We start from the raw sequence: 22,909 nt of genomic DNA, 5'->3' as shown, positions 1-22,909 counted from the left end.
AAACGGAGGGCTTCTTGTGAAAGCGTCTGCTTTGCAGTGGTATGAACGTGCAATGGAACAGAAAGTCATTCTTCTCGACCGCGATGGCATTATCAATCACGACTCCCGCGCCTACATCAAATCCATTGACGAATTTCTCTTTCTTCCGGGGAGTCTTAGAGCGCTCGCGCGCCTGAAACAGGCAGGCTTTCGCATTGGAATTGCCACAAACCAGTCAGGCATCGCCAGAGGCTATTACGATGCAGCAAGGCTTGCTGCCATCCACGCACATATGCTCGCTGCCATTCGGGCAGAGGGGGGGGATATTGAAGCCATTCTCCATTGCCCCCACCTTCCAGACACCGGGTGTACCTGCCGAAAACCCGAACCGGGCATGCTGCAGAGCCTCGCAAAAACAATGGGATTCACGCTTGAAGGCGTACCGTTTGCCGGTGATAAAATCACTGACATCATGGCCGCTGAGGCCGCTGAATGCAGCCCGATTTTCATCACCTCAGCCCCGCACGAGACTGCGCACTTTAAAGCCGGACACTTTGCGCACGTTCCGGCATTTTCATCCCTCAGTGATTTTACGGATGCGCTGCTCTTGCACGACAATGCGTAATAAATTCGCCAAACAACACTTCCGCATCGTGCGGTCCTGGACTTGATTCAGGATGCCCCTGAAAACCAAATGCGGGCTTACTGCGATGGCGAATGCCCTGAAGGCTTCCGTCAAAAAGGGAATGATGGGTTGCTTCGAGGCAATCGGGCAAGGTTTTGGCATCCACCGCAAATCCATGGTTTTGGCTCGTCACTAAAACGCGTGCGGTTTCGCCGTGAATGGCCGCCACCGGATGATTCGCACCATGATGGCCAAATTTCATTTTAAGCGTCTGTGCACCACAGGCAAGGGCCAGAATCTGAAACCCGAGGCAAATGCCAAAGACTGGCACGCCGGCATCGAGGAACGTGCGGGTAGCCTCAATCGCATACGTGCATGCTGCCGGGTCGCCAGGTCCATTGGAGAGAAACACGCCATGCGGATTCATCGCAAGCACTTCTTTCGCAGGAGTCTGAGCCGGTACGAGGGTAATTTCGCAGCCAAGATCGCTCAAAATACGCAGAATCGTGTGCTTCACGCCGAAATCATAGGCAACAACTTTTAAGGTGGCAGGCTCAGAACTTGAGGCCCATTCACCGCGGCCACCCTGCCAGATACGCGGTGTTTCACACGTTACTGCTCGCGCGAGGTCGCTTCCTGAAAGGCCGGCAAAACCCTGCGCAAGCGCAACCGCACGCGCCTTATCGCCTGAGGTGCTGAGGCACACCGCCATGGCACCTTCATTTCGCAGCCGTAAAACGAGTGCGCGGGTATCAATACCCGAAATGCCTGGCACCCCCTGAGCAATCAGCCATTCCGGCAGCGATTGCGTTGCACGGTAGTTGCTCGGCGTGAAGGTACACTCACGCATCACGAGGCCTGCCGCAAACGCGCGGTTTGATTCCATGTCTTCCAGATTACAACCGGTATTGCCAACATGCGCCCCGGTCAACATCACCACCTGTCCGGCATAGGAGGGATCGGTGAGAATCTCCTGGTAGCCGGTCATGGCCGTATTAAACACCAACTCTCCGACACGCTCGCCTGGAGCGCCTACGGAAATGCCCTCAAAGACCGTTCCATCGGCCAGCGCCAGAATTGCAGGTGTGTGCGTCATCGTCAAAAACCCCAAAAAGGTGCATTGTAACTATTCACCACGCTCACCGAAAAGCATTCAAAATGTGATGAATAGATACCGTGCATTAAAACTTCATGTCTTCAAAAAACTTCTTAACCCCTTCAAACCATGTGCTTAAACGCGGAGCATGCGTTTTCTGACTGCCATCCAGTGAGGCCTGCCACTCAGCCAGCGCATCCTGCTGCTCGCGGGTGAGATTCACCGGGGTTTCTACAAGCACCCGGCACATTAAGTCACCAGGTCCATGCCCCCTTACTGACTTCACGCCCTTGCCCCGCAGTCGAAAGACTTTACCGGTTTGCGTTTCCGGTGGAATTTTAAGGCTTACCCGCCCCTCAAGGGTTGGGACCTCGATAGTACCACCAAGTGCCGCAGTCGCGAAGCTTATGGGCACCTCACAGTGCAACTCGTTGTCATGACGTTCAAAAATTGCATGTTTTTTCACGCTGACCTGAACATACAAATCACCAGTCTGTCCACCGTGAATACCGGCCTCTCCCTCACCGGAGAGTCGAACCCGGTCGCCATTGTCCACACCTGCAGGAATTTTAACCGTAAGCTTTTTGCTCTCACGCACGCGCCCCTGTCCACGGCAGTCGGTGCAGGGATCGGTAATAATCTGCCCCTGTCCACGGCAGCTCGGGCAGGGCTGCTGAATGGAAAAGAAACCCTGCTGGATACGAACCTGACCCATGCCATCGCAGGTTTCACAGGTTTTAGGTTTTGAGCCTTTTTTAGCGCCTGAGCCCTCACAGGTTTTACACTGACCATGACGGGGAACCGTAATTTCCACCTGCTTGCCAAGTGCTGCTTCTTCAAGGGTCAGGGATATGGTGTACTGTAAATCCGCGCCATGTTGACCGTGGGACTGTGAGCCACCACGTCCAGCATTAAAAATATTCGAAAAAATGTCTTCAAACACATCGCCAAATCCGCCAAAACCTCCGTGCCCGCCGCCCATGGAAGGGTCTATGCCGGCATGGCCGAAACGGTCGTAACGTGCCCGCTTTTCCGGGTCTGACAACACGTCATAGGCGCATTGAACCTCTTTAAATTTCTCTTCCGCAGCCTTGTCATCAGGATTTCGGTCAGGGTGATACTTCATTGCGAGCTTGCGGTAAGCCTTTTTAATGTCTGCCTCACTCGCATCTCGACCAACCCCTAAAAGCGTGTAAAAATCCTGCTTTTCCATGACTGTTCACCTTCTCTTCAAAATAAAACGGGGGCACGCAAAACCGCCGCGCACCCCCCGTGTAAGAAACCGTGAGCTTACTTCTTCTCGTCGTCACGTACTTCTTCAAACTCTGCATCCACCACACCGTCATCGGAAGATGCGGTTTGTGCGCCAGCGGCCTCACCACCTGCCGCTTCACTGCCGCTGCCGGCCTTTTTGGCGTAGACGCGTTCAGCCATTTTACCGGAAGCATCACTAAGCGTTTTAATTTTCGCTTCGAGTTCTGCCTTATCCGTGCCTTTAACCGCTTCTTTAAGGGCGGCTATTGCATTTTCGATGGCCGATTTTTCGTCTGCGTCCATTTCTGCTTCAAGGTCTTTCAACGATTTCTCACTGCTGTGAATAAGACCATCAGCCTGGTTGCGAAGATCAGCCATTTCACGGAACTTACGGTCTTCATCGGCATGGGCTTTGGCATCCTTGACCATTGCATCAATTTCTTCATCACTAAGACCACTGGATGCTTTGATAACGATGGACTGGGCCTTGCCGGTTGCCTTGTCTTTGGCAGAGACGTTAAGGATACCGTTGGCATCGATGTCGAAAGTCACCTCGATTTGCGGCATGCCCCGTGGAGCCGGAGGAATATCGCTGAGGTCAAAACGTCCCAGTGACTTATTGGCAGATGCCTGCTCGCGCTCACCCTGAAGCACGTGTACGGTTACCGCTGTCTGGTTGTCATCGGCCGTTGAAAACACCTGGTTCGCCTTGGTAGGGATTGTGGTGTTTTTCTCGATGAGTTTGGTCATCACGCCACCCAGGGTTTCGATACCGAGTGAGAGCGGAGTGACGTCAAGCAGCAGGATGTCTTTCACGTCTCCTGACAGCACGCCCGCCTGAATGGCCGCACCTACGGCAACTGCTTCATCAGGGTTCACGTCCTTGCGCGGCTCCTTGCCGAACAAATCCTGAACGGTTTTCTGAACGAGCGGCATACGGGTCTGACCACCGACAAGAATCACTTCGTCAATTTCAGACACGGATTTACCGGCATCTTTCAGTGCGGTTTTGCAGGGCGCAATGGAACGCTGAACCAGACCTTCAACCAGCGATTCAAGCTTCGCACGGGTCAGCTTGATGTTCATGTGCTTAGGACCGGAAGCATCTGCCGTAATATAAGGCAGGTTAACATCGGTCTGCTGTGCAGATGACAGTTCGATTTTTGCCTTCTCAGCCGCTTCCTTCAAACGTTGAAGTGCCAGCGGGTCGTTGTGCAAATCGATACCGGTGTCTTTCTTGAATTCAGCGGAGAGGTATTCAATCAGAGCGAGGTCGAAGTCTTCACCGCCAAGGAAGGTATCGCCGTTGGTTGCGAGTACTTCGAACTGGTGCTCGCCATCCACTTCCGCAATTTCGATGATGGAGATATCAAACGTACCGCCCCCAAGGTCGTAGACGGCAATGACGGAATCGCCACGCTTTTTGTCCATGCCATAAGCAAGGGCTGCTGCTGTCGGCTCGTTGATGATGCGCTTGACTTCAAGTCCTGCAATGCGCCCGGCATCTTTAGTCGCCTGACGCTGGGAGTCGTTGAAGTAGGCAGGCACCGTGATAACCGCTTCTGTGACTGGCTCACCAAGATAATCTTCAGCCGTTTTCTTCATTTTACGCAGCACTTCAGCAGAAATTTGCGGTGGTGCTTTATCATCGCCCTTTACACGAACCCAGGCATCGCCATTGTCTGCACTGACGATTTCGTAGGGTACCATCTTGATGTCTTTCTGAACGATAGGGTCTTTAAATTTGCGTCCAATCAATCGCTTGATGGCAAAAAGCGTGTTTTTAGGATTGGTAACGGCCTGGCGTTTGGCAGCCTGACCAACGAGCACTTCCCCATCATCGGTGTACGCGACAATGGAAGGCGTGGTGCGCGCACCTTCACTGTTTTCAATCACTTTACGGGTGTCGCCTTCAAGAACAGCGACGCACGAGTTGGTGGTTCCAAGGTCAATACCGATAATCTTTGCCATAATCGTTCTGCTCCAATGGTCAAGGGCTATATTTCATAACATCGTAACGGCTATATGGGGCAGAAAAAGTCAATTTCAAGCCCCACTCCTCATGCATTCAATTTTGTATCTATTCACCACATTTTGAATGCTTTAGGGGAAAAGTCAGATTTGAGTGCAGGTTGTGCGAACGCATTACAAAAAAAGCGCAGCATACGCCGGTATGTGAGCAGTTTTTGTAATGCGTTCGCACAAGATGCGCCAAATATGGCTTTTCGGTGAGCGTGGTGAATGGTTGCTCAATTTTTTTGGGGCGCGACCACCACACGTGCCGGGCGCACGACTCTGTCAGCAATACGGTATCCCTTCTGAAAGACGGCCACCACACTGTTGGGAGCGGCACCTGGAACATCCTGCACCGTCATGGCCTCGTGCTCCTGCGGGTTAAACGCCTCACCAACCGGATTAAGCTGCGTAATATCAAATCGGCTCAGGGTATCCTGCAGCAGTTTCTGCGTCAGTTCGAGGCCCTCCTGCATGGCAGCGTTCCCTTCTTTCGAGGCAATGTCCAGTGCCTGCTCGATACTGTCAAAGACCGGCAGCAGGCTGTCGACAAACTTGTTGAGCGCATAACGGTGCGCCTCTTCAACATCGCGCTGTGCCCGGCGGCGTACGTTTTCAAGTTCAGCGAGTGCACGCACACACTTTTCACGGTATTCAAAAGCCTGCTGCTCCGCTTCAGTGAGCTTGGCTTCAAGAGCGGCATAATCAGGGTGTTCCAGCGCGCCATGAGGGGCATCTTCAACTTCAGGTGCTTCAGCCGCAGCCTCTTCAAGCTCAGCAGCTTCACGTACGGCTTTCCAGTCTTTGGGTGATTCTTTATGCATAATCAATACTCCATCCAGTCAGACTGTCTGAAGTGGGGATGGATTGGCGGAATTCAAGGGGCAGGAGGCTGAAGGCCATCCTCGATGATGCGGTTTAGCGTATCACTCGTAATGCGGCGTGAAAAAAAACAAAGGCCCGGCTCAATGGTTGCACGTATCTGTGACGCCCTGGCTAAAACCTGCTGCAGTTGCGCATTCGGGGATTCAAGTTCCAGCAGTAGTTTTTTTGCAGTCAGGCAGTTTCGCCGCCTCCCAACAGCCTGCCAGCGCCCTAAAAAACTGAAACCCAAAGTATAATCAGGGGTTTGACCATCGCCCTCGGCGTAACGAATCCAGGCTCGCAGACGCTCTTTGATGTCCCGTTTCTGAAGGCTTTCATGAGGCACGTTACTCACCACCTCCTGCATCAGCTGTTCAATACCTGCGCCGTTGTCCAGATTAACAGCGCGAATCCGCGCGGCTCCTCGTGGCGCCACCCCCTCCACGCAGGCGCGCCAGGGCGACAGCCCCGGGGGCAGACTGCGGCAGACTCGGTCAAGCAGCAGGTTGACTTCTGAGGCACGTACGGAGCCTGAAACCAGGATAACGGCGCTGGCATCCTGAAGCAGTACCTCTCTCATGCACTCGAGTCGACGATGACTCGGTACCAGCCAAAACTCCAGATTGAGACCCTGGCGAATATCACGATTCTGATAAATTGCTACGGAATGCGTTGGCTCAGGCAGTGCATTCGCCCGGTTGTGAAGGTACCATGAGAGTATATGGTGAAAACCTTTTACGCCAAGGTCCAGCACAACTACCTTACAGGTTTTCACGCCCACCCCTTCATAAAAAATACAAATTAAACATTATGGGTTATTATATTGCACAATTATATAAATGAATACACTTATCATAACTTGCAGTGCGCGCACATTTACCGCACAATTCGAGGTATTCTCTGCGTAATTGCCAGATGGCAAAAGGCTTTATCTTATGAATCAATGGTCGCCAGCCTCCTGGCAAAACTATAACTGCCTGCAGGCGGCGACCTATCCGTCGCCAGAAGCACTGGCAGAGGTTGTCAACCAGCTTTCTCAGCTGCCACCGCTTGTAACGAGCGGTGAAGTCAAAAAGCTCCGCAATCTTGTGGCGATGGCCGGACGGGGAGAGGCCTTTCTGCTGCAGGGTGGAGACTGCGCGGAGTCGTTTCAAGACTGCCGCTCTGACATCATCAGTAACAAGCTGAAGATTCTGCTGCAGATGAGCCTTGTGCTGCTGCATGGCCTGCATAAACCCGTTGTGCGCATCGGGCGCATTGCCGGTCAGTACGCCAAACCCCGCTCGAGCGATTTTGAAACACGCGATGGCGTCACACTCCCAAGCTATCGCGGGGATATTGTCAATGCGCCTGAATTTACCGAGGCCGCACGCACGCCCAATCCCGCGCTGCTGCTGCAGGGATACAGCCACGCCGCGATGACGCTTAACTTCATCCGCGCCCTGCTCGATGGCGGTTTTGCCGATTTGCACCATCCGCAGCGCTGGGATTTACGTTTTGTCGAGCACTCTCCCCAGGCTGAGGAATACCATGCCATCGTGCATGCCATTGCCAACGCCATGGACTTTCTCGAAGCCATTGATGGCCTTCGCACCAGCAATCTTGGCAAAGTAGATTTCTACACGTCCCACGAAGCACTCCACCTGCCCTACGAACAGGCGCTTACCCGCCAGCTTCATGATGGACACTGGTACAACCTCTCCACGCACCTCCCGTGGATTGGCGTGCGTACTGCGCAGCCTGACAGTGCACATCTCGAATTTTTACGCGGCGTTGAAAACCCGGTTGGCGTAAAAGTGGGGCCTGATACCGCGCCCGAGGCACTGATTGAAGTCATCAGTCGCCTGAATCCTCAACGCGCCGAAGGTCGGCTCCTTCTGATTACCCGGTTTGGTACAAAGCGGATTGCCGCACACCTGCCACCGCTGATTGAAGCCGTTAAAAAATCAGCCATACCCGTCACGTGGTCGTGCGATCCCATGCACGGCAACACTGAAACTACCGTTGATGGCATCAAGACCCGTCATTTTGACAATATTCTTGCAGAACTTAGCGAAGCACTCGCGATTCATCGCCGCATGGACAGCTATCTTGGCGGCGTGCACTTTGAGCTGACCGGCGACAATGTGACCGAATGCATCGGCGGCGCCAGAGGACTTGAAGCCGCTGATTTGAAGCGCGCTTATCAAAGTCTGGTTGACCCGAGACTTAATTATGAACAGTCACTTGAAATGGCGATTCAATTAAGCCGACAGTTTCATGCCGGGCAGTAGCGCCCGGCACGCAGTCAGGGCGTGCCTTCATTCTTTATGGTGAAGCGCTTTAGCCGTGCGCGCAAGGCGCTCGCCCATGTGTCTCGCCATCACCTGCTCTTCATTGCTGAGCGGGCGATTGCCCTCTATACCGGCGAGATGTGTCACTCCATATGGCGTGCCGCCGGTTTCGGTGGTGCTCAGTTCAGGCAGTGTATAAGGCAGCCCCATCAGGAGCATGCCATGATGAAACAAGGGCAGCATCATGCTGAGAAGTGTCGCTTCCTGCCCACCATGCAGTGAACTTGTGGATGAAAATACACATGCCGGCTTACCGGCGAGTGCACCAGAAAGCCACAGCGCGCTCGTGCCATCCAGGAAATACTTGAGGGGGGCTGCCATATTGCCAAAACGGGTTGGGCTGCCAAGCGCAAGTCCCGCACAATGGGCAAGGTCGTCAAGCTCCACATAGGGCGCACCCGCATCCGGCACCTTCGGCTCACTGGCCTCACACACAGTCGAGACTGCCGGTACGGTTCGGATACGCGCCTCCATGCCCTCAACCGCCCCGACGCCACGCGCAATGTGCCGCGCCAAATCGGCTGTCGCACCATTACGGGAATAATACAGCACCAGTACATAGGGATTAGACATCTTCAGCCCCTCCTCCAGAGAAAGGCGGCAGTGTAGCATCGAGGCGCCATATACGGCTATACTTGCCTGAACTACAGCAGGGCAAGATGTACCATTTTGTATTTGAAAAAAATGCATTATGTGCCGTGTCGGCTCCGCGCAGGCGGAGCTCCATTTATCAAACAGTGAGGATTTAATTCCATGAATAGATCCCCGCCTGCGCGGGGAAGACGCGCAAGCGCTATTGCCGAAGGCCTTGTACAGAAATAGATCCCCGCCTGCGCGGGGAAGACACAATTACAAACCTGATTGATTGTCTATAAATCAAGTTATGATTTTGCCCTGTGAACTACGGAATACCATCATGCCTGAACCGCTTATTTACGTTTCACGCCAGAAAGCCCTCCTGTTTGCGGGCTTTCTGGTGCTTTACGAGTTCCTCACCTACATCGCCAATGACATGATGATGCCGGGCATGCTGCAGGTGGTTGAAGCCTTCAATGCGCCAGAATCAGCGGTCGCGACCTCGCTGACAGCCTATGTCCTCGGCGGGGCCAGTCTGCAGATTTTTTTAGGCCCGCTTTCTGACCGCTATGGCAGACGTCCGGTGATGCTGAGCGGTGCCGTGATTTTTTTTGTCTTTACCCTGCTCATAGCCGGCTCCCAGACCATTAACCAGTTTTTGCTCGCACGTTTTTTTGAAGGCATGGGGCTTTGCTTTATCGGGGTCATCGGTTATGCCACACTGCAGGAAATTTTTGATGAAATGGATGCCATTCGCCTCGTGGCCATCATTTCAAACGTTGCCCTGCTCGCACCGCTGCTCGGGCCTCTCGTAGGCGCGGCTTTGATTCACCTCATGGGCTGGCGTGCGATTTTCGCCCTGATTGCTCTCCTGGCACTTATCGCACTGGTTGGACTCTGGCGCTTCATGCCGGAACCGGTGGGCGCCAAAACCCGTGCCGGAGGTAAGATTGCGCGAATCCCGCTCTCTCCACGTACGGTTTTTGGCAATTACAAAGCACTCCTGACCGACCGTTCTTTTATGACCGGATCGCTCGCAAGCGGCATTATTTCCGTGCCCTGTATCGCCTGGATTGGGCTTTCGCCGCTCATTATCATGCGTTACGGCCACGCTTCCATGATGACTTACGCACTTTGGCAGCTGCCCGTTTTTGGTGCGATTATTGTCGGAAATTTCGTCCTGCACTATCTGTCGCGCCGTTTTACCATCCGAACGCTGATACTGGTCGGCTCGGCAACCACGATTGGCGGTCTGGTGCTTGGTGTGGCGCTGCCGGTTTTTATCAGTGCAGACTATCGCTGGCTGATGCCTGGCATTATTCTTTATTCGCTGGGACTTGGCATTGCAAACGCACCGCTCTATCGCCACATCCTGTTTGCCACCCCCGTGAGCAAGGGCACGGCCGCGGCGCTGATTAGCCTCTTTTCCATGACCGCACAGGGCCTTGGCGTGGAGGCAGCAAGCCTTGTGTATGTCGGGCACGACAACCGGGTATTTGCTCTCTTCTGCGCACTAAGCGGCCTGGTTTACGCCGTTTGCCTTCTCGGGGTTCGCATGAAAACCAAAGGAGTGCCACCCGCATGAAAATCTGGAAGCCAGTCCGTGATTATCATCCTGGCGCGCGCATGAGTGCCTTTGTGCGCTTCGTGGTCAGGCGTTTTATCGAGGATGACTGCGCTTACCGCGCTTCAGCCCTCGCCTTTACCACGCTGCTCGCCATTGTACCGCTGATGTCGGTTGGAGTCTCGATACTGTCCTCACTGCCGGTGTTCAGACAGCTTGCAACCCCGCTGCAGGATTTTATTTTTGAAAACTTTGTACCGGCAAGCGGCAAGGTGGTGCAGGGGTACCTTGAACAGTTCGCAAGCCAGGTGGCAGAGCTTTCTGTTACCGGCGTGTGCACGCTCCTTGTCTCAGCACTCCTTGTCATGTACACCATCGAAACCTCGATGAACCGCATCTGGCGGGTCAGCTCGCCCCGCAAGGGGCCTGCCGCTTTTTTATTGTACTGGGCCATTCTCTCCCTCTCGCCCCTGCTGCTCGGCTTAAGCCTTGCCGCGAGCTCCTGGATGATTTCACTGCCCTTTATTCAACACTCCACGCCAACCCTGCTCATTGGTTCGCTGCCGCTGTTTTTGTCATTTGCAGGCTTTAGTTTTCTGTATATTGTGGTGCCAAACTGCCCGGTACACCTGCGTCACGGGCTGATTGCCGGCGCCATTGCCGCCATTCTTTTTGAATCGGCGAAGCATGTGTTTGCCGGCTATCTTGCGCGCTATAACAGCTATGAGCTCCTTTATGGCGCATTTGCTGCCATTCCCGTGTTTTTCGTGTGGGTATACTGGGTCTGGGTGATTACGCTCGTTGGCGCTGAAATTAGTTACGCCCTCTCCGTGCACCATCTGCGGCGTACCGGGCAGCCTCTCGATGGATTCTCTCACGCCCTCCTCTGGCTCTGGATGCTCTGGAAAGCCCAGTGCGAAGGCCAGACGCTGTCTCGCGAGGCGCTCATCAATGGCCATCGCCAGCCGTTTGAAGTCGATGCCGATGGCATGCTGAATGCGCTTATCGAGCTGCACCTTGTGGAAGTCACGCAGGATGGTCAGTACGTATTTAACCGCGACCCCTCCCAGATAACGCTCTACCACCTGACACAACTGCTGCCCTGGCGACTGCCCAACGCCGGGCGCCTCGGTGCCAGCACCTCCCCCTGGAATGCACTGCTGCGAGAGATGGATACGACCCTTCATCAGGCGCTTAATGTTTCGCTTGAGACACTCTTTGTCAGAGAGCGCACCCACACGAAAGCATGACAGACGATTGCCAGTGTGGTACAAGGAGAGAAAGCCTTGACAGGGAGGAGAGTTCATGCAAAACAAAGACGAACAGCCCATCAGCATCGCGACTTCCTCCTCCAGCATGGCCTCCTCAAGCAGTACCCCGGCACGCCCGCCCTTAATATGCACGGGTATTGCGCGCCGCTTCGCGGTCAATCCCACTGAATCCTGGATAGAGCACGCAGGCTATGGGCTTTTCGCAAGCCCGCTCGGGAGGGCCTGGGTCGAGCAGCTTGAAAAAAAGGCCCTTGAGTTGATCGACAATTATCCGTATGTTATCTCAATGAACAACTATCTGGTCCACTTTTATCGAGTCGGAGCAAACTGGTGTGCCGCAGCCTTGAACAGGGAACTGAGCGACGGCGAACTACGCAGTCTCGTGCACTTTCTCCTTTATGAAAAAATCCCGCTTGCGACTGTCGCGCACACTCCTAAAAACTATGTTACGCGCATCAAGGCCACGCGTGATGCGCTGGATGACACCACAGAAATCATGCGGGATAATCTCGAAAAATTTCTGGAGCGCAGAGAGGCCCTGGAGCGCCTTCTTGAAGATACTGAAGAGCTGAAAATTGAGACTAATCGTTTTTACCTAAGCACCACAGAATTAAACAGCTGCTGGCCCGATAAGCCATGGTGGCTGCCATCGCTGTCAACGATTTCCAGCATGTGTCAGATTTTATAAGGGTTTTAAGCATGGGCAACATTACACCTCGTCAGAAAGGCATTTTATATGCCACCCTCTCCGGTGTTTTTTTTGGGCTCCTTGGGTTTTATGGCGTGCGCGTCATGCAGACAGGCATGTCGGTTTTTACCATGCTGTTCTGGCGCTATCTGGTGGCGAGTATGTGCATGATGCTCGTCTGCATGCTGTCACGCGATACATCCCGCGCGCCTCCGATGGAGCTTGCAAAAGTGTTTCTCTGGGGGGTGCTTTTTTACAGCGGTTCTTCCATTTTCTACTTTTTAGCGAGCCAGACCCTTGGCACTGGTCTCTCCATGGCGCTGCTTTACACCTATCCCGCCATGGTGATGCTCGCAGGCCTTCTCTTTCAGGGAAGAATACCAGGTCTTTATTCTCTGCTTGCCCTGCTCGTGATGATGCCGGGGCTATGGGCACTGACACTTGGCGGCAGCTTTCATATCACGGCTCTCGGAATGGTGTGGGGACTGCTGTCAGCACTTACCTATTCGCTGTATGTCTTGATAAGTAAGGACAGCCCCGTCAATCCCATGCTATCGACCCTGATGGTCTCTCTCGGCTGTCTGGTGACCTGCCTTGGTGGCGCACTGGTGGAAGGCAGCTTCAGCATGCCGCAGACCGCGGCGTGCTGGGAATACATTCTCATTCTTGCGATTGTCTGTACCAGCCTGCCGATAGTCCTGCTCTTAAAGGGGCTTGAGCTGCTCTCGCCCCTTGAGGTCTCCATTCTTTCAGTACTGGAACCGGTATTCATTCTTTTTTTCGGCATAACGCTGCTGCACGAAACCCTGTCGCTTGCGCAAGCGCTGGGGGCACTGCTCTTGATTGGCGGCTCGCTGCTGTCGCTGCGCGAGCCGATGGATGTCAATGCGGAACGCACGGACTGTCAATATACTCCCCGTTAACATCGAGCACCATATTCACGTTTACCCGGCGGTAATGCAGCAGCCTGTCGTAGCGCTCGCGCGTCAGGTAGCCGAGTACATGCCCGCACCAGACCGGCGCTCTTGAATAAGCAGATGGCTTCATTTGCATGGGCAGGGCGCATTCCCAGCGAAAACGTTTAAGGTCGCAGTCAGCAAACGCGCTCATGGCCAGTGAGAGGCCTATCCCGTAAAGCATAAGGCGTAGTTTCATCATTAACTCCCGCTTCATCCCTTTTTTCACCATAGCACAGAAACCCGCCATGACAAGACCGTCCAGATGCAATTCCCACAAGCCGGCGCGAGCAAAAGGCCATTATTCAAAAGTCCAATTATGCCATTATCTGCTCATATACGATTCGCAAAGGAGTCTTGATGCCATTTCTGCTCGCTCAAAAACAGCATGCCGCTAACGAGGAGCCGCAAGATAGAGAACTTTTATGTAGTGTGACCTCTTTTGATAGCCATTGTGCGTGCTTAATTTTGCCTTCACAGGGATACACGGAAACGGACAAAACCCTTAGACCCCTACTCCCACATCCTGGGGGAAGTGTGTAGATGCACTTCCCCTGCAAGGTTGTGAAGATTGACATTTATCCCTCGGATGCGACAATTCAGAGTAATTCCCGCGTTTTTTCACAACAACCCTCAAGCCTTGGAGAACTCATGCTCTCATCCACCACCGAGTATCTGGAGGCCCTGCGCCAGGGGGATTTTTTGCGCGCGGTCGAATGGGTGGAGTTTGTACGGCAACGCTATCCGGGCATTGTACAAAACAGTGATGCCCTGCTGCCGCTTTGCACCTTTGAGCTGCTTAACAAGGGATTTACCCCAGACGACATTGTGCATTTTGAAGTGCTGTATGCACTGCTCTTTGAAGAAGAGCGCGTCTTCCAGCATCTCGACTTTGATGCCACTACGCTCTTTAACGCAGGCCTTCAGGCGTGGGTATGGATTAACGCGCATGTCGCATCTCAGTATTATCACCGCTCGGAAATACCGCTTGATGCCAGGGCCTGTCTAGAGCTCATGCAAGAAAAACCTGAGGGCTGGGGTGATGCGCAGAACAATCATGCGATTGAGCAAACGCTCCTCGTTATTAAAGCCCGCGGCCATGGCCGGGGAATCGAGGTGGCTTCTAAAATACGGCGGGTGCTGGAGGTGCGTGAAACACTTCAGACTTATGAAAAACATCTTAGAGACCACCTGGCGCACACCCCGGACTTTGCCGCAGACTCAAGACTACAGGCACTTCAACGCACACTTGCCGCTGTGATGGAAGATGCACGGGTTGAAACGGTGAATGCAAGGGTAGAGGCACTTGCAGCTGAACTACGCCGCCTGTCACCACGCGAGTGTGAGCGGGTATGGCTTGATACACTCTCACCCCTGCCAGAGATTAACATCGGCGCCACGGTAGAGCGAGCGCGGCTTCAGGTGGTGGGTTTTTTTGAGCGCCTCCCAACCCTCATTACCACGCAATTAAACGCTTCATCAAGCAGCTCAGCAGCACCATCAGGCTCATCCTGATAAGCGCCCGTCTCCTGGTATCCAGGTGACGGGCTCGGATTTATCACTCAAGAGTGGGTTGGACTGCTGGATATTCCGGGGCTTGAGATTCAGAGACAGTTGAACCACCCTGATTCTGTGGAGAGGGATAGTGGTCTGGCTCGGTCGTTAGTCTCAGGCCAGGATTAGTTTCAGGCTCAACTTCAGCGTCTTCGGTAAAGCAGCCTGCCATAAAACGGTTAATCTCTTGATGCGCAGGCTCGAAACTGTCGTATTCATCCACAAACCGGACAAGTGGCACATCCGTTAACAGCGATGCTATCATTCCGAGAGCAACTATCGGCAACGAAGTCAATAACAGCAATGCGCCTGATGCTGCGATATAAAGGACCGCCATATTCAACGCAAACATCCACTGCATGTCTCGACGCCCCAAAAAAGGCACTTCTTTATCGTGCATGAATTTCATCACGCGGTTAAAGAAGACGTAGGGGGAAATGGCCGCGTCAATCAAAAGACCGAGCCCTCGAAACAGCGTTTCGGGGATGCTCATGAGCGAGAAGCCCCGTGATTCAGTATCCGGCGTCTGCGCACCCTTGAAATAATTAAACAGCTCTGCGGGCAGGTTAGAGAAAATAAAACGCGGGACGCGCTTTATCAGTACCGCTGGAAAAACCAGAGCACCTTTGGCAAGCATACGCAGGTCTGAAAAGAATCCGCCACGCTCTGCCTGATAACCGGTATACCCAAAAAGATAGTGCTTGAAATCAGGGCGTTCCCGCGTTTGCTCACTTGCCAGCGGCAGCATGGCATCATACCAGGCTTTTTTAAGCCAGGGTAAAAAACTGCGTGTACGAGACGCGGCGCGAACCTGCTCTTGCGCTCTAAGATATTCATTCACATCAACAAAGGTTTGAGGCTTTCTACGTGTTTGCAGCGGCGTATGAGAGGGCTCAGCTTTATATCCAAGCATTTCGTTCAACACAGAAGCACTTCGGTTAAAATGATCGATAAAAGAGTGAATCATCGTATCACTTAGACGAGCATGAGCGCCTGGCTCAAGTATATGCTTGATTCTGCGAATAATTTGGCTAAAATCCGTTTCAACGGCTGGCCTTTTGCTTATTCTTACAAGACGGCTCCAATATACCTGTTCCGCTGTCGGGGCCGTGAGTGGCTCTACCGGTTTACAGAAGCGCTCGTAAAATGCCTGCATTTTTCGGAGTTCAACAAACACCGCTTTGTTGTTTGCATGAAAAGCGGTGTCGTGTGGCAACATTTTAAACGCCGGCGGGGTCATTGGGTTGCCTTTGTCAATGGCGGTTGCCGCTTCTTTAAAACGGGCAAAGTGCTGCATAAATTCTGGTGAAAGGCGTTCATTAGAATTGTGTTGTGCGAATGTACTCAGCTTTTGCAGCCCCTCAAGCGCTTCATTGTACTGGTAGCGGGCGTAAGTACCGCGCAATTCAGACAGCATTTTTTTTCTATGTACTTGCTCAGACGACTCATCGCTTCCCGGTTGCGCAGGGGCACAAGCCCCCATCAAAGCATCATATTCACTTTGAATATCGTTAAAAGTAAGGCTATGAGTGGGACTGATTTCGCTTCTTGAACGCATATGAACCTCTGACTGGATAATTGCTTAAGGACGCGATTAATGACTCGTGAGGATAATAACAGAACATAATGAATATGTAAACAACATCTGTATATTTTTTAATCTTTTTGTTGGCTTAGTGTTTCTGTAGCGCCGTTGCCTCGGAGATAAGCCCGGGGATAGGTGCGCGAGATGACATCCGCTGCCGGGCTTCGCGATGCAAAGCCCGGCCTTTTAACTTTTTGTTTTATCTATAAAATGCGGTAGCCTGCGCTGATAAGCGCGGGAGAGATGCCTGAACAAGCATCCGACAGATGATGACATCCGATGCCAGGCTTCGCTGCGCTCAACCCAGCCTACAAAAAAACACTTTAAATACAATAATTTATTTAAAAATGGCGCTGTAGCCTGCGCTGATAAGCGCGGGATAGGATGGGCGAAAAAAACATCCGGCCTTTGGGGATACCCGCTGCCGGGCTTCGCGGCACTCAGCCCAGCCTACAAAAAACACTTTAAATACAATAATTTATTTAAAAATGGCGCCGTAGCCTGCGCTGATAAGCGCGGGATAGGATGCGCGAAAAAAGCATCCGGCCTTTGGGGATACCCGATGCCGGGCTTCGCGGCGCTCAACCCAGCCTACAAAAAACACTTTAAATACAATAATTTATTTAAAAATGGCGCTGTAGCCTGCGCTGATAAGCGCGGGATAGGATGCACGAAAAAAGCATCCGGCCTTTGGGGATACCCGATGCCGGGCTTCGCGGCGCGAAGCTCATCCGAAAAGTCTATTAAATACAACGTTTTGTGTTCATTCATGGCACCTGGCATTGGGGTGCACGGCGCTTCGCTCAGCATGGAGCGTTATTGCTGCGCGTAAAAATTTTCATGATGCAACAATGCCCGCTTCACAGAAGAAGGTGCGCTGGAGCCCATGTAACCACCGAGTCCGGAATTCGCAACAACCCGGTGGCAGGGCACGAACAGAACCAGTGGGTTCAGTCTGCAGGCTTGACCAACGGCACGCGGGGATGTGCGCAGCGTTCTCGCAAGCTCTCCGTAAGAGACCGTCTGCCCCGCTGGAATTTGCAGCAGCGCTTCACGAAACACACGCTGAAAGGGTGTTGCAGCTGGCTCCAGAGGCACATTCAATGGGGATTGAGGACTAAGACACCATGCCGCGAGCGTGTCGCGGATATGGCAGGAAAAAAGATCGTCTGCCGTCTGTATTTCACCATCCGGCATAAAAAAAGCACGCTGCAGGACGTGTGTGTCATGATCGACACACAAAAGCCCCGCAGGCGTTGGTAAAACCTGACGAATGCGCAAACCTTAGTCTGCTTTTTTGGTCGCCAGCTTTTCGCGGATACGTGCAGCACGACCGGCAAGGTTGCGCAGGTAGTAGAGCTTCGCACGGCGAACATCCCCGCGGCGAATCACAGCAATGCTGTCAACCACCGGGCTGTATGTCTGAAACACACGCTCAACACCTACACCGTGAGAAATTTTACGCACAGTAAATGCTGAATTCAGACCACGGTTGCGCTTGGCAATAACAACACCTTCAAAAGCCTGCAAACGCTCTCTGGCACCCTCTTTCACCTTGACCTGTACCAGCACCGTGTCGCCTGGGCCAAATTCAGGAATGCTCTTGCCCTGCATCTGCTCGGCATTGATAACGTCAATAATGTTTGTCATTTGGTTGCTCCTCGTTAAAACTTGCGCCCGGTGCACTATCCCCGCTGGATGGTGCCCGCTCGCGGATAAATTCTTCCAGTAACTGCGCATCACGCCCTTCTGCTGGCATGTTCGCCAGTAAATCCGGCCGCTTCAGCCATGTGTTTCCAAGTGCCATCTTTCTGCGCCAGCGCTCAATATCGCGGTGGTTACCCCCCATGAGCACCGGCGGTACGACCATCCCCTCGACACATTCAGGCCGGGTATAATGCGGGCAATCCAGTATTCCCTCCATGAAGGAATCCTGCTGCGCCGATCCCTGATGCCCAAGGCTACCGGGAAGCAATCGCACAATCGCGTCCATAAACACCATGGCCGCGAGCTCGCCACCACTCAGTACAAAATCGCCAAGCGACCATTCCTCATCCACAAAACGGGTGATAATGCGCTCGTCTATGCCTTCATAACGCCCTGCTATAAACAGCAGCGGCTGCTTGCGCTCCGCCACGGTATTTAAATCCTGCTGGCGAATCACGCGCCCCTGAGGGCTTAAATAAATCGTGCGGCACGCGGCCGGCATCTGCGCTCTGGCATGTCGAATGGCGGCTGCAAGCGGCTCGTACGACAGCACCATGCCAGGTCCGCCACCATAGGGCTTGTCATCCACCTGTCGCCAGGGACGCGGTGCCCACTCGCGTGGGTTCCAGCAGTTAAACTGCACCAGCCCCCGCTGAATCGCCCGCCCGGTCACACCGTGGTGCAGGCCTTCAAACACTTCAGGCAGCACGCTGACAGCGCCAAGGTAGAGCATCGGCTAAAAATCCGGATCCCAGTCGACCGTGATGCGGCGATGCTGCATGTCTACTGCCTGCACCACACGCTCCATCAGCCACGGCACAAGATGGCGCTTTTCACCATCAATAACCAGCACATCATTGGCACCTGTAGGCATCAGCTCAGTCACCGTGCCCAGCATAACACCACTGGAGGTCACAACTTCCATGCCGACAAGGTCAAACCAGTAGTACTCACCTTCCGGCAATTGTGGCAACAGCCCTCGGTCAACAGCAATATCAAGGTTGGTGAGGGACGCCACGTCTTCGCGTGTTATATAGCCTTCGACCTGCGCCAGTATCAATCGCCCCTGAACGTCTACTTTTATCAGTGAAACGTCTTGCCAGCGCCCGCTCCTGCATATCTGCCATGGCATATACTGCAGCAGTGAGTCTTCAGGACTGGTAAAAGAATGCACGACAATCGCGCCTTTTATACCATGCGGCCGACCAAAACGGCCGACCACTATCCGGCTGGAAACCTCGGTCACCTTATGCTGCAGCTTTTTTGCTGAATGCCTTGACCAGTGACAGCACTCTGTCAGACATCTGGGCACCAACGCTCTGCCAGTACTGGAGGCGCTCAGTATCAAGATGCAGTTCAGTTTCCTGACCACGTGCTATCGGGTTGTAATAACCGATGCGCTCAATGTAACCGCCATCGCGACGTTTGCGGCTGTCAGTGACAACGACATGATAAAAAGGACGCTTTTTAGCGCCGGCCAATGACAAACGAATAACGACCATTGTTTTCCTCTGCTTCAAGAGTAGATTACGTAAAAATGCCGTGTATTGTACGAAACCCGCAGGGGTGCGTCAATCACTAATTCTTATCCCCGGGAAAGAGGCCCTTAAGCCCCTGCATTCCCGCAAGACCACCGAGGCCACGCATCATTTTTTGCATGCCTCCGGGCTTTGTAAACTTCTTCATCATCTTCTGCATCTGCTCAAACTGCTTGAGCACGCGGTTAACATCAGGAATTGCCGTACCAGAGCCATTGGCAATCCGCCGCTTGCGTGAGCCTACAATCAGCTTAGGCAGACGCCGCTCTTTCAAGGTCATGGAATCGATGATGGCAAGCGTTTTAACCAGCATGCTGTCATTGACCTGCTGCATGGCCTGCTTTGGCAGCTGACTCATGCCAGGCAGTTTCGCCATCATGCCCTGCAGCCCTCCCATGGAATTCATCTGCAGAATCTGCTGGCGATAGTCCTCAAGGTCAAAGCCTTTTCCCTTGCTGATTTTTTTGGCAAGCTTCTCGCTCGTTTTTTTGTCGGCCTTGCGCTCCACTTCCTCGATAAGAGTGAGCAAGTCCCCCATGCCGAGGATGCGTGAGGCAACCCGTTCAGGGTGAAACGGCTCAAGGGCCGTCGTTTTTTCACCGGTTCCAAGAAACTTGATAGGCTGGCCGGTTATCTGGCGCACGGAAAGTGCGGCGCCCCCGCGGGCATCCCCGTCGGTTTTAGTAAGAATGACCCCGGTAAGCGGCAGCGTATCGTGAAACGCTTTCGCAGTGTTGGCCGCGTCCTGGCCGGTCATGCTGTCAACGACAAAAAGCGTTTCCAGCGGATTGACCGCCTTATGAAGACGCGCGATTTCATCCATCATTGCACTGTCGATGTGCAGCCGCCCGGCTGTATCCACAATCAGCACATCGGCAAACTGCCTGCGGGCATGCTCGAGTGCGGCTTCAGCAATCGCTACCGGGTCTTCCCCGGCATGCGAGGGCCAGAACATCGCGCCAACCTGCTCGGACAATACTTTCAGCTGGTCAATAGCGGCCGGACGATACACGTCCGCACTCACCAGCATGACTTTCTTTTTTTCTGTTTCAATCAGGTAGCGCGCAAGCTTTGCAGTCGTTGTCGTTTTACCAGAGCCCTGCAGGCCGCACATTAAGAATACCGCCGGCGGCTGCGCCTTAAAATTCAAGGCAACACGGGTATCCCCCATCAGGTGCACCAGTTCATCGTGCACAATTTTGACGAGCGCCTCTCCTGGCTTCAGGTCGGTGTGTACATCTTCACCAAGCGCCTTCTGACGCACCCCTTCGAGAAAATCCTTGACTACCGGCAATGCCACATCGGCTTCCAGCAATGACAGGCGCACTTCACGCAGCGCCTGCTGCATGTTTTCCTCGGTAAAGCGCGCCTGCCCGCTCATCACCTTAAAGGCATGCGACAGCCGTTCGGTCAGATTTTCAAACACAGGTGCCTCCACTTTCATGCGAAAAGGCAGGCAATATACCATATATTAGCGGAGTGTGTCCTCATTTCGTCAGGCGAAGCTGCAGGCAAATGCCCTGTTCTAATGGCATGCTGGTGCAGAGCACTGCCTTCATGCCTGCAGGCAGGTGAGGGCTGAAAATCCGATGGGCATTTTGTGCCATTATGGTATATAATGATTCAATTGCTCTGTATCTTTCAGGAACCGAACATGCCCGCGCCTACTCTGACGACCCGACTGACACACGCTTTTGATGTCTTAAAAATGCGCCCAAACCCAACGATAGATGCGAGAGCATGGAACTCCTATATTAACTATTCTCTGGCGCGTCACGGCGTTCACAGTCCCGCAGACTTCGCACGTTTACTGCAGATGCCGCGCGCTCAGCAGCTTCTTGCGGAAACTGAGCGTGAGCTTGATGAAATCGACAGCATCAAGGCACACCATCGCATCAGCGAACGCGATGAAAAAATGCTCTACCATCGGTTGCTGGCACACTTTCTCTTAAAAAAAATGAGCCGGGCTCAGCATCGCAAAGCCTTAAACCGTGAAATTCAAAAACAGATTGATGCTTTACTTCAGAAAAACGCCGAGCGCATCCGTGAAGCCAACGCTTCCTCGCACTCTGCACGGGGAATCGTCTGGATGGAAGCGGATGACGCCTATACCCTCGCACTGAAAACCGCTGATGCACTGATAGAAGAAAAAGCGATGGCGCTGGCGGCAGAAGAGGAACTGCTTAATGCCCTGCGCACCTCCCGCGAGCATCTCGTTATATTTGGCGAAGAAACCACCCTCCTGCTGCAGCACATGGAGCATGCGATTCTGAGAGGATTGCCCGATGACCTGCAGTTTCTGGAAGCCCATCTCGCCCAGCATCGACTGGAAGCCATGCTCCATGCCGAGCAGGCACTGGCACATTTCGAAGCACTCCAGTTACGAGGAGATGCGGTCAATCACGAACTGACAGCCGGTGTGCTGCAAAATCTGATAGCGAGCCAGCACCTTGCAGAATGGCACGATGTCGTTGCCGGGAACCGCTGTGCATTCGACCACAATTGGGAACCCTGCCTTGAAGCCCACAATGCGGCCTATATTCTTCGTCCTGAACTGCAGGTGGTGCGGGATGGTAATACCTGCTACCTGTTGCCGGCCAACACCCGTTTTGAAGACCTCTCTTTAACTGCACGTGAAGAAGCGCGGCAGAATTTTGATGCCCGCGAGCCTGAGTTTCGCTCCATCAAGCGTGCGGTGGCGCAACAGGTTGAAACTTCAAAACTTGACTTGCAGCGCCAGGAAAAAGTGTGCCAGATGCGTGTGAATCGGCTTAGTGAAGATTATCAGTCGCTGCTCAATCAGCGACAAAGCATTCTCGAAAGCCGTGAAGATGTGCGCAAACAAAGCATGAAAGAACCGGCGGCTACTCCTGCGAACATGGAATACAGCGCACCGGCCTCCACGCCCCTTGCGCCGCGCATGGCAATGCCAGTACCGGTTCCACGCCCAACGCCGGAAGACTCCCGCCGCCGTCATGGCACGATTGAACACAGTTATCGCACCATTGCGAGCCAGATGCCGCGCCCCGGCATGCCGATGCCGCGCGCCATTGTTGAAAATCCCCAACCACTTGGCAGTCTCATGGAAATGCTCGCACTGCGTCATCGCCGCATGCAGTCACAACTTACTGCCGGAATGGCACCGGATTCTGACATGCTGCGCCGGGTTCGCGCGATGATGCGTGCGCCAGGAGATGCCCCGGCGGCCACTCCCGCAGACCGCCCCAACACGGCACCGACACCATTTTCCATGCGCCCAGACCCTTGGAAATGATTGAAGGCAATCGCTATGGACTTTGGCCATCT

General features: G+C 53.5%; 22 protein-coding genes. 8 read left to right on the top strand and 14 right to left on the bottom strand.

All coding sequences use genetic code 11. The features are described 5' to 3' along the window. Nucleotides 1-16: 16 nt before the first annotated feature. Nucleotides 17-604: a D-glycero-beta-D-manno-heptose 1,7-bisphosphate 7-phosphatase gene (gene gmhB, locus E4T54_RS08385; RefSeq protein WP_238582818.1), complete on the top strand. Its 588-nt coding sequence runs from the start codon at nucleotides 17-19 to the stop codon at nucleotides 602-604. On the opposite strand, the gene carA is transcribed toward gmhB, so the two are convergent. The 5 genes from carA to E4T54_RS08360 form a co-directional block, all read right to left on the bottom strand. Next, complete coding sequence (carA, locus tag E4T54_RS08380; RefSeq protein WP_028387495.1) at nucleotides 570-1,700, bottom strand: glutamine-hydrolyzing carbamoyl-phosphate synthase small subunit; 1,131 nt, start codon at nucleotides 1,698-1,700, stop codon at nucleotides 570-572. The two genes, gmhB and carA, sit on opposite strands and share 35 nt — an antisense overlap. An 85-nt stretch (nucleotides 1,701-1,785) precedes the next feature. After that, nucleotides 1,786-2,913 carry a molecular chaperone DnaJ gene (gene dnaJ, locus E4T54_RS08375; RefSeq protein ID WP_028387496.1) on the bottom strand — a complete coding sequence of 376 codons (1,128 nt, stop codon included), beginning with the start codon at nucleotides 2,911-2,913 and terminating at the stop codon, nucleotides 1,786-1,788. Between the two features lie 77 nt (nucleotides 2,914-2,990). Then, complete coding sequence (gene dnaK, locus E4T54_RS08370) at nucleotides 2,991-4,925, bottom strand: molecular chaperone DnaK (protein ID WP_028387497.1); 1,935 nt, start codon at nucleotides 4,923-4,925, stop codon at nucleotides 2,991-2,993. A gap of 278 nt (nucleotides 4,926-5,203) precedes the next feature. After that, complete coding sequence (gene grpE / locus E4T54_RS08365) at nucleotides 5,204-5,791, bottom strand: nucleotide exchange factor GrpE (protein WP_035904206.1); 588 nt, start codon at nucleotides 5,789-5,791, stop codon at nucleotides 5,204-5,206. Nucleotides 5,792-5,844: 53 nt separating this feature from the next. Further along, nucleotides 5,845-6,606 (bottom strand): hypothetical protein, encoded by a 762-nt coding sequence (locus E4T54_RS08360; RefSeq protein ID WP_028387499.1) that lies wholly within the window; start codon nucleotides 6,604-6,606, stop codon nucleotides 5,845-5,847. Between the two features lie 160 nt (nucleotides 6,607-6,766). Here E4T54_RS08360 and E4T54_RS08355 point away from each other — a divergent pair, with 160 nt between their 5' ends. Then, entirely contained in the window at nucleotides 6,767-8,104 is a 1,338-nt protein-coding gene (locus tag E4T54_RS08355) for a 3-deoxy-7-phosphoheptulonate synthase class II (protein WP_028387500.1), read from the top strand. Nucleotides 8,105-8,131: 27 nt separating this feature from the next. Here the strand turns inward: E4T54_RS08355 and wrbA are convergent, their stop codons facing one another. Continuing rightward, entirely contained in the window at nucleotides 8,132-8,737 is a 606-nt protein-coding gene (gene wrbA, locus E4T54_RS08350) for an NAD(P)H:quinone oxidoreductase (RefSeq protein WP_028387501.1), read from the bottom strand. A 343-nt stretch (nucleotides 8,738-9,080) separates the two neighbouring features. Between wrbA and E4T54_RS08345 the strand changes: the two genes are divergently transcribed. The 4 genes from E4T54_RS08345 to E4T54_RS08330 are packed head-to-tail and all read left to right on the top strand — an operon-like array spanning nucleotide 9,081 to nucleotide 13,186. After that, nucleotides 9,081-10,325 carry an MdfA family multidrug efflux MFS transporter gene (locus E4T54_RS08345; protein ID WP_028387502.1) on the top strand — a complete coding sequence of 415 codons (1,245 nt, stop codon included), beginning with the start codon at nucleotides 9,081-9,083 and terminating at the stop codon, nucleotides 10,323-10,325. Further along, nucleotides 10,322-11,554, top strand: coding sequence for a YihY family inner membrane protein (locus tag E4T54_RS08340; protein ID WP_238582819.1), 1,233 nt, complete (start codon nucleotides 10,322-10,324; stop codon nucleotides 11,552-11,554). Before E4T54_RS08345 ends, E4T54_RS08340 begins: the two co-directional genes overlap by 4 nt. 55 nt (nucleotides 11,555-11,609) lie before the next feature. Continuing rightward, complete coding sequence (locus tag E4T54_RS08335) at nucleotides 11,610-12,263, top strand: R-SNARE family protein (RefSeq protein WP_028387504.1); 654 nt, start codon at nucleotides 11,610-11,612, stop codon at nucleotides 12,261-12,263. A gap of 11 nt (nucleotides 12,264-12,274) precedes the next feature. Then, nucleotides 12,275-13,186, top strand: a complete 912-nt coding sequence (locus E4T54_RS08330; RefSeq protein ID WP_028387505.1) for a DMT family transporter — start codon at nucleotides 12,275-12,277, stop codon at nucleotides 13,184-13,186. On the opposite strand, the gene E4T54_RS08325 is transcribed toward E4T54_RS08330, so the two are convergent. After that, a complete protein-coding gene (locus E4T54_RS08325; protein ID WP_115152884.1) occupies nucleotides 13,146-13,421 on the bottom strand; it encodes a hypothetical protein in 276 nt (91 codons plus the stop codon). The two genes, E4T54_RS08330 and E4T54_RS08325, sit on opposite strands and share 41 nt — an antisense overlap. Before the next feature lie 341 nt (nucleotides 13,422-13,762). On the opposite strand from E4T54_RS08325, the gene E4T54_RS08320 reads away from it, so the two are divergent. After that, complete coding sequence (locus E4T54_RS08320) at nucleotides 13,763-14,734, top strand: hypothetical protein (RefSeq protein WP_028387507.1); 972 nt, start codon at nucleotides 13,763-13,765, stop codon at nucleotides 14,732-14,734. Between the two features lie 43 nt (nucleotides 14,735-14,777). Here E4T54_RS08320 and E4T54_RS08315 read toward each other — a convergent pair whose 3' ends face one another. From E4T54_RS08315 to ffh, 7 genes are all read right to left on the bottom strand, one after another. After that, nucleotides 14,778-16,190, bottom strand: a complete 1,413-nt coding sequence (locus E4T54_RS08315) for a hypothetical protein (protein ID WP_028387508.1) — start codon at nucleotides 16,188-16,190, stop codon at nucleotides 14,778-14,780. Between the two features lie 984 nt (nucleotides 16,191-17,174). Further along, nucleotides 17,175-17,639 carry a methylated-DNA--[protein]-cysteine S-methyltransferase gene (locus E4T54_RS08310; protein ID WP_028387510.1) on the bottom strand — a complete coding sequence of 155 codons (465 nt, stop codon included), beginning with the start codon at nucleotides 17,637-17,639 and terminating at the stop codon, nucleotides 17,175-17,177. Nucleotides 17,640-17,642: 3 nt separating this feature from the next. Continuing rightward, the gene (rplS, locus tag E4T54_RS08305) at nucleotides 17,643-18,008 is read right to left on the bottom strand and encodes a 50S ribosomal protein L19 (RefSeq protein WP_028387511.1); all 366 of its coding nucleotides are present in this window, start codon (nucleotides 18,006-18,008) and stop codon (nucleotides 17,643-17,645) included. After that, entirely contained in the window at nucleotides 17,992-18,798 is an 807-nt protein-coding gene (gene trmD, locus E4T54_RS08300) for a tRNA (guanosine(37)-N1)-methyltransferase TrmD (protein ID WP_081776838.1), read from the bottom strand. The genes rplS and trmD overlap by 17 nt, the downstream gene beginning before the upstream one ends. 3 nt (nucleotides 18,799-18,801) lie before the next feature. Next, complete coding sequence (rimM, locus tag E4T54_RS08295) at nucleotides 18,802-19,311, bottom strand: ribosome maturation factor RimM (protein WP_028387512.1); 510 nt, start codon at nucleotides 19,309-19,311, stop codon at nucleotides 18,802-18,804. Between the two features lies 1 nt (nucleotide 19,312). Further along, complete coding sequence (rpsP, locus tag E4T54_RS08290) at nucleotides 19,313-19,567, bottom strand: 30S ribosomal protein S16 (protein ID WP_028387513.1); 255 nt, start codon at nucleotides 19,565-19,567, stop codon at nucleotides 19,313-19,315. A gap of 76 nt (nucleotides 19,568-19,643) precedes the next feature. After that, the gene (gene ffh, locus E4T54_RS08285; RefSeq protein ID WP_028387514.1) at nucleotides 19,644-21,029 is read right to left on the bottom strand and encodes a signal recognition particle protein; all 1,386 of its coding nucleotides are present in this window, start codon (nucleotides 21,027-21,029) and stop codon (nucleotides 19,644-19,646) included. Between the two features lie 228 nt (nucleotides 21,030-21,257). On the opposite strand from ffh, the gene E4T54_RS08280 reads away from it, so the two are divergent. Continuing rightward, nucleotides 21,258-22,877: a hypothetical protein gene (locus E4T54_RS08280; RefSeq protein ID WP_028387515.1), complete on the top strand. Its 1,620-nt coding sequence runs from the start codon at nucleotides 21,258-21,260 to the stop codon at nucleotides 22,875-22,877. The last annotated feature ends 32 nt before the right edge of the window (nucleotides 22,878-22,909 follow it).

Origin of the sequence: Legionella geestiana, assembly GCF_004571195.1 — a bacterium.
Lineage (GTDB): Bacteria > Pseudomonadota > Gammaproteobacteria > Legionellales > Legionellaceae > Legionella_B > Legionella_B geestiana.
Note: the sequence above shows the minus strand (reverse complement) of the source record. Positions and strands in the feature narration are given on the sequence as shown.

What these genes read in the sequence shown, in the direction of transcription:
- rplS (WP_028387511.1), bottom strand. Translation starts at nt 18,008, where the DNA reads ATGACAAACATTATTGACGTTATCAATGCCGAGCAGATGCAGGGCAAG.
- carA (WP_028387495.1), bottom strand. Translation starts at nt 1,700, where the DNA reads ATGACGCACACACCTGCAATTCTGGCGCTGGCCGATGGAACGGTCTTT.
- wrbA (WP_028387501.1), bottom strand. Translation starts at nt 8,737, where the DNA reads ATGTCTAATCCCTATGTACTGGTGCTGTATTATTCCCGTAATGGTGCG.
- E4T54_RS08320 (WP_028387507.1), top strand. Translation starts at nt 13,763, where the DNA reads ATGCACTTCCCCTGCAAGGTTGTGAAGATTGACATTTATCCCTCGGAT.
- E4T54_RS08335 (WP_028387504.1), top strand. Translation starts at nt 11,610, where the DNA reads ATGCAAAACAAAGACGAACAGCCCATCAGCATCGCGACTTCCTCCTCC.
- E4T54_RS08330 (WP_028387505.1), top strand. Translation starts at nt 12,275, where the DNA reads ATGGGCAACATTACACCTCGTCAGAAAGGCATTTTATATGCCACCCTC.
- rpsP (WP_028387513.1), bottom strand. Translation starts at nt 19,567, where the DNA reads ATGGTCGTTATTCGTTTGTCATTGGCCGGCGCTAAAAAGCGTCCTTTT.
- E4T54_RS08355 (WP_028387500.1), top strand. Translation starts at nt 6,767, where the DNA reads ATGAATCAATGGTCGCCAGCCTCCTGGCAAAACTATAACTGCCTGCAG.
- E4T54_RS08340 (WP_238582819.1), top strand. Translation starts at nt 10,322, where the DNA reads ATGAAAATCTGGAAGCCAGTCCGTGATTATCATCCTGGCGCGCGCATG.
- E4T54_RS08280 (WP_028387515.1), top strand. Translation starts at nt 21,258, where the DNA reads ATGCCCGCGCCTACTCTGACGACCCGACTGACACACGCTTTTGATGTC.
- E4T54_RS08315 (WP_028387508.1), bottom strand. Translation starts at nt 16,190, where the DNA reads ATGCTGTCTGAATTGCGCGGTACTTACGCCCGCTACCAGTACAATGAA.
- dnaJ (WP_028387496.1), bottom strand. Translation starts at nt 2,913, where the DNA reads ATGGAAAAGCAGGATTTTTACACGCTTTTAGGGGTTGGTCGAGATGCG.
- grpE (WP_035904206.1), bottom strand. Translation starts at nt 5,791, where the DNA reads ATGCATAAAGAATCACCCAAAGACTGGAAAGCCGTACGTGAAGCTGCT.
- E4T54_RS08345 (WP_028387502.1), top strand. Translation starts at nt 9,081, where the DNA reads ATGCCTGAACCGCTTATTTACGTTTCACGCCAGAAAGCCCTCCTGTTT.
- trmD (WP_081776838.1), bottom strand. Translation starts at nt 18,798, where the DNA reads ATGCTCTACCTTGGCGCTGTCAGCGTGCTGCCTGAAGTGTTTGAAGGC.
- E4T54_RS08325 (WP_115152884.1), bottom strand. Translation starts at nt 13,421, where the DNA reads ATGATGAAACTACGCCTTATGCTTTACGGGATAGGCCTCTCACTGGCC.
- dnaK (WP_028387497.1), bottom strand. Translation starts at nt 4,925, where the DNA reads ATGGCAAAGATTATCGGTATTGACCTTGGAACCACCAACTCGTGCGTC.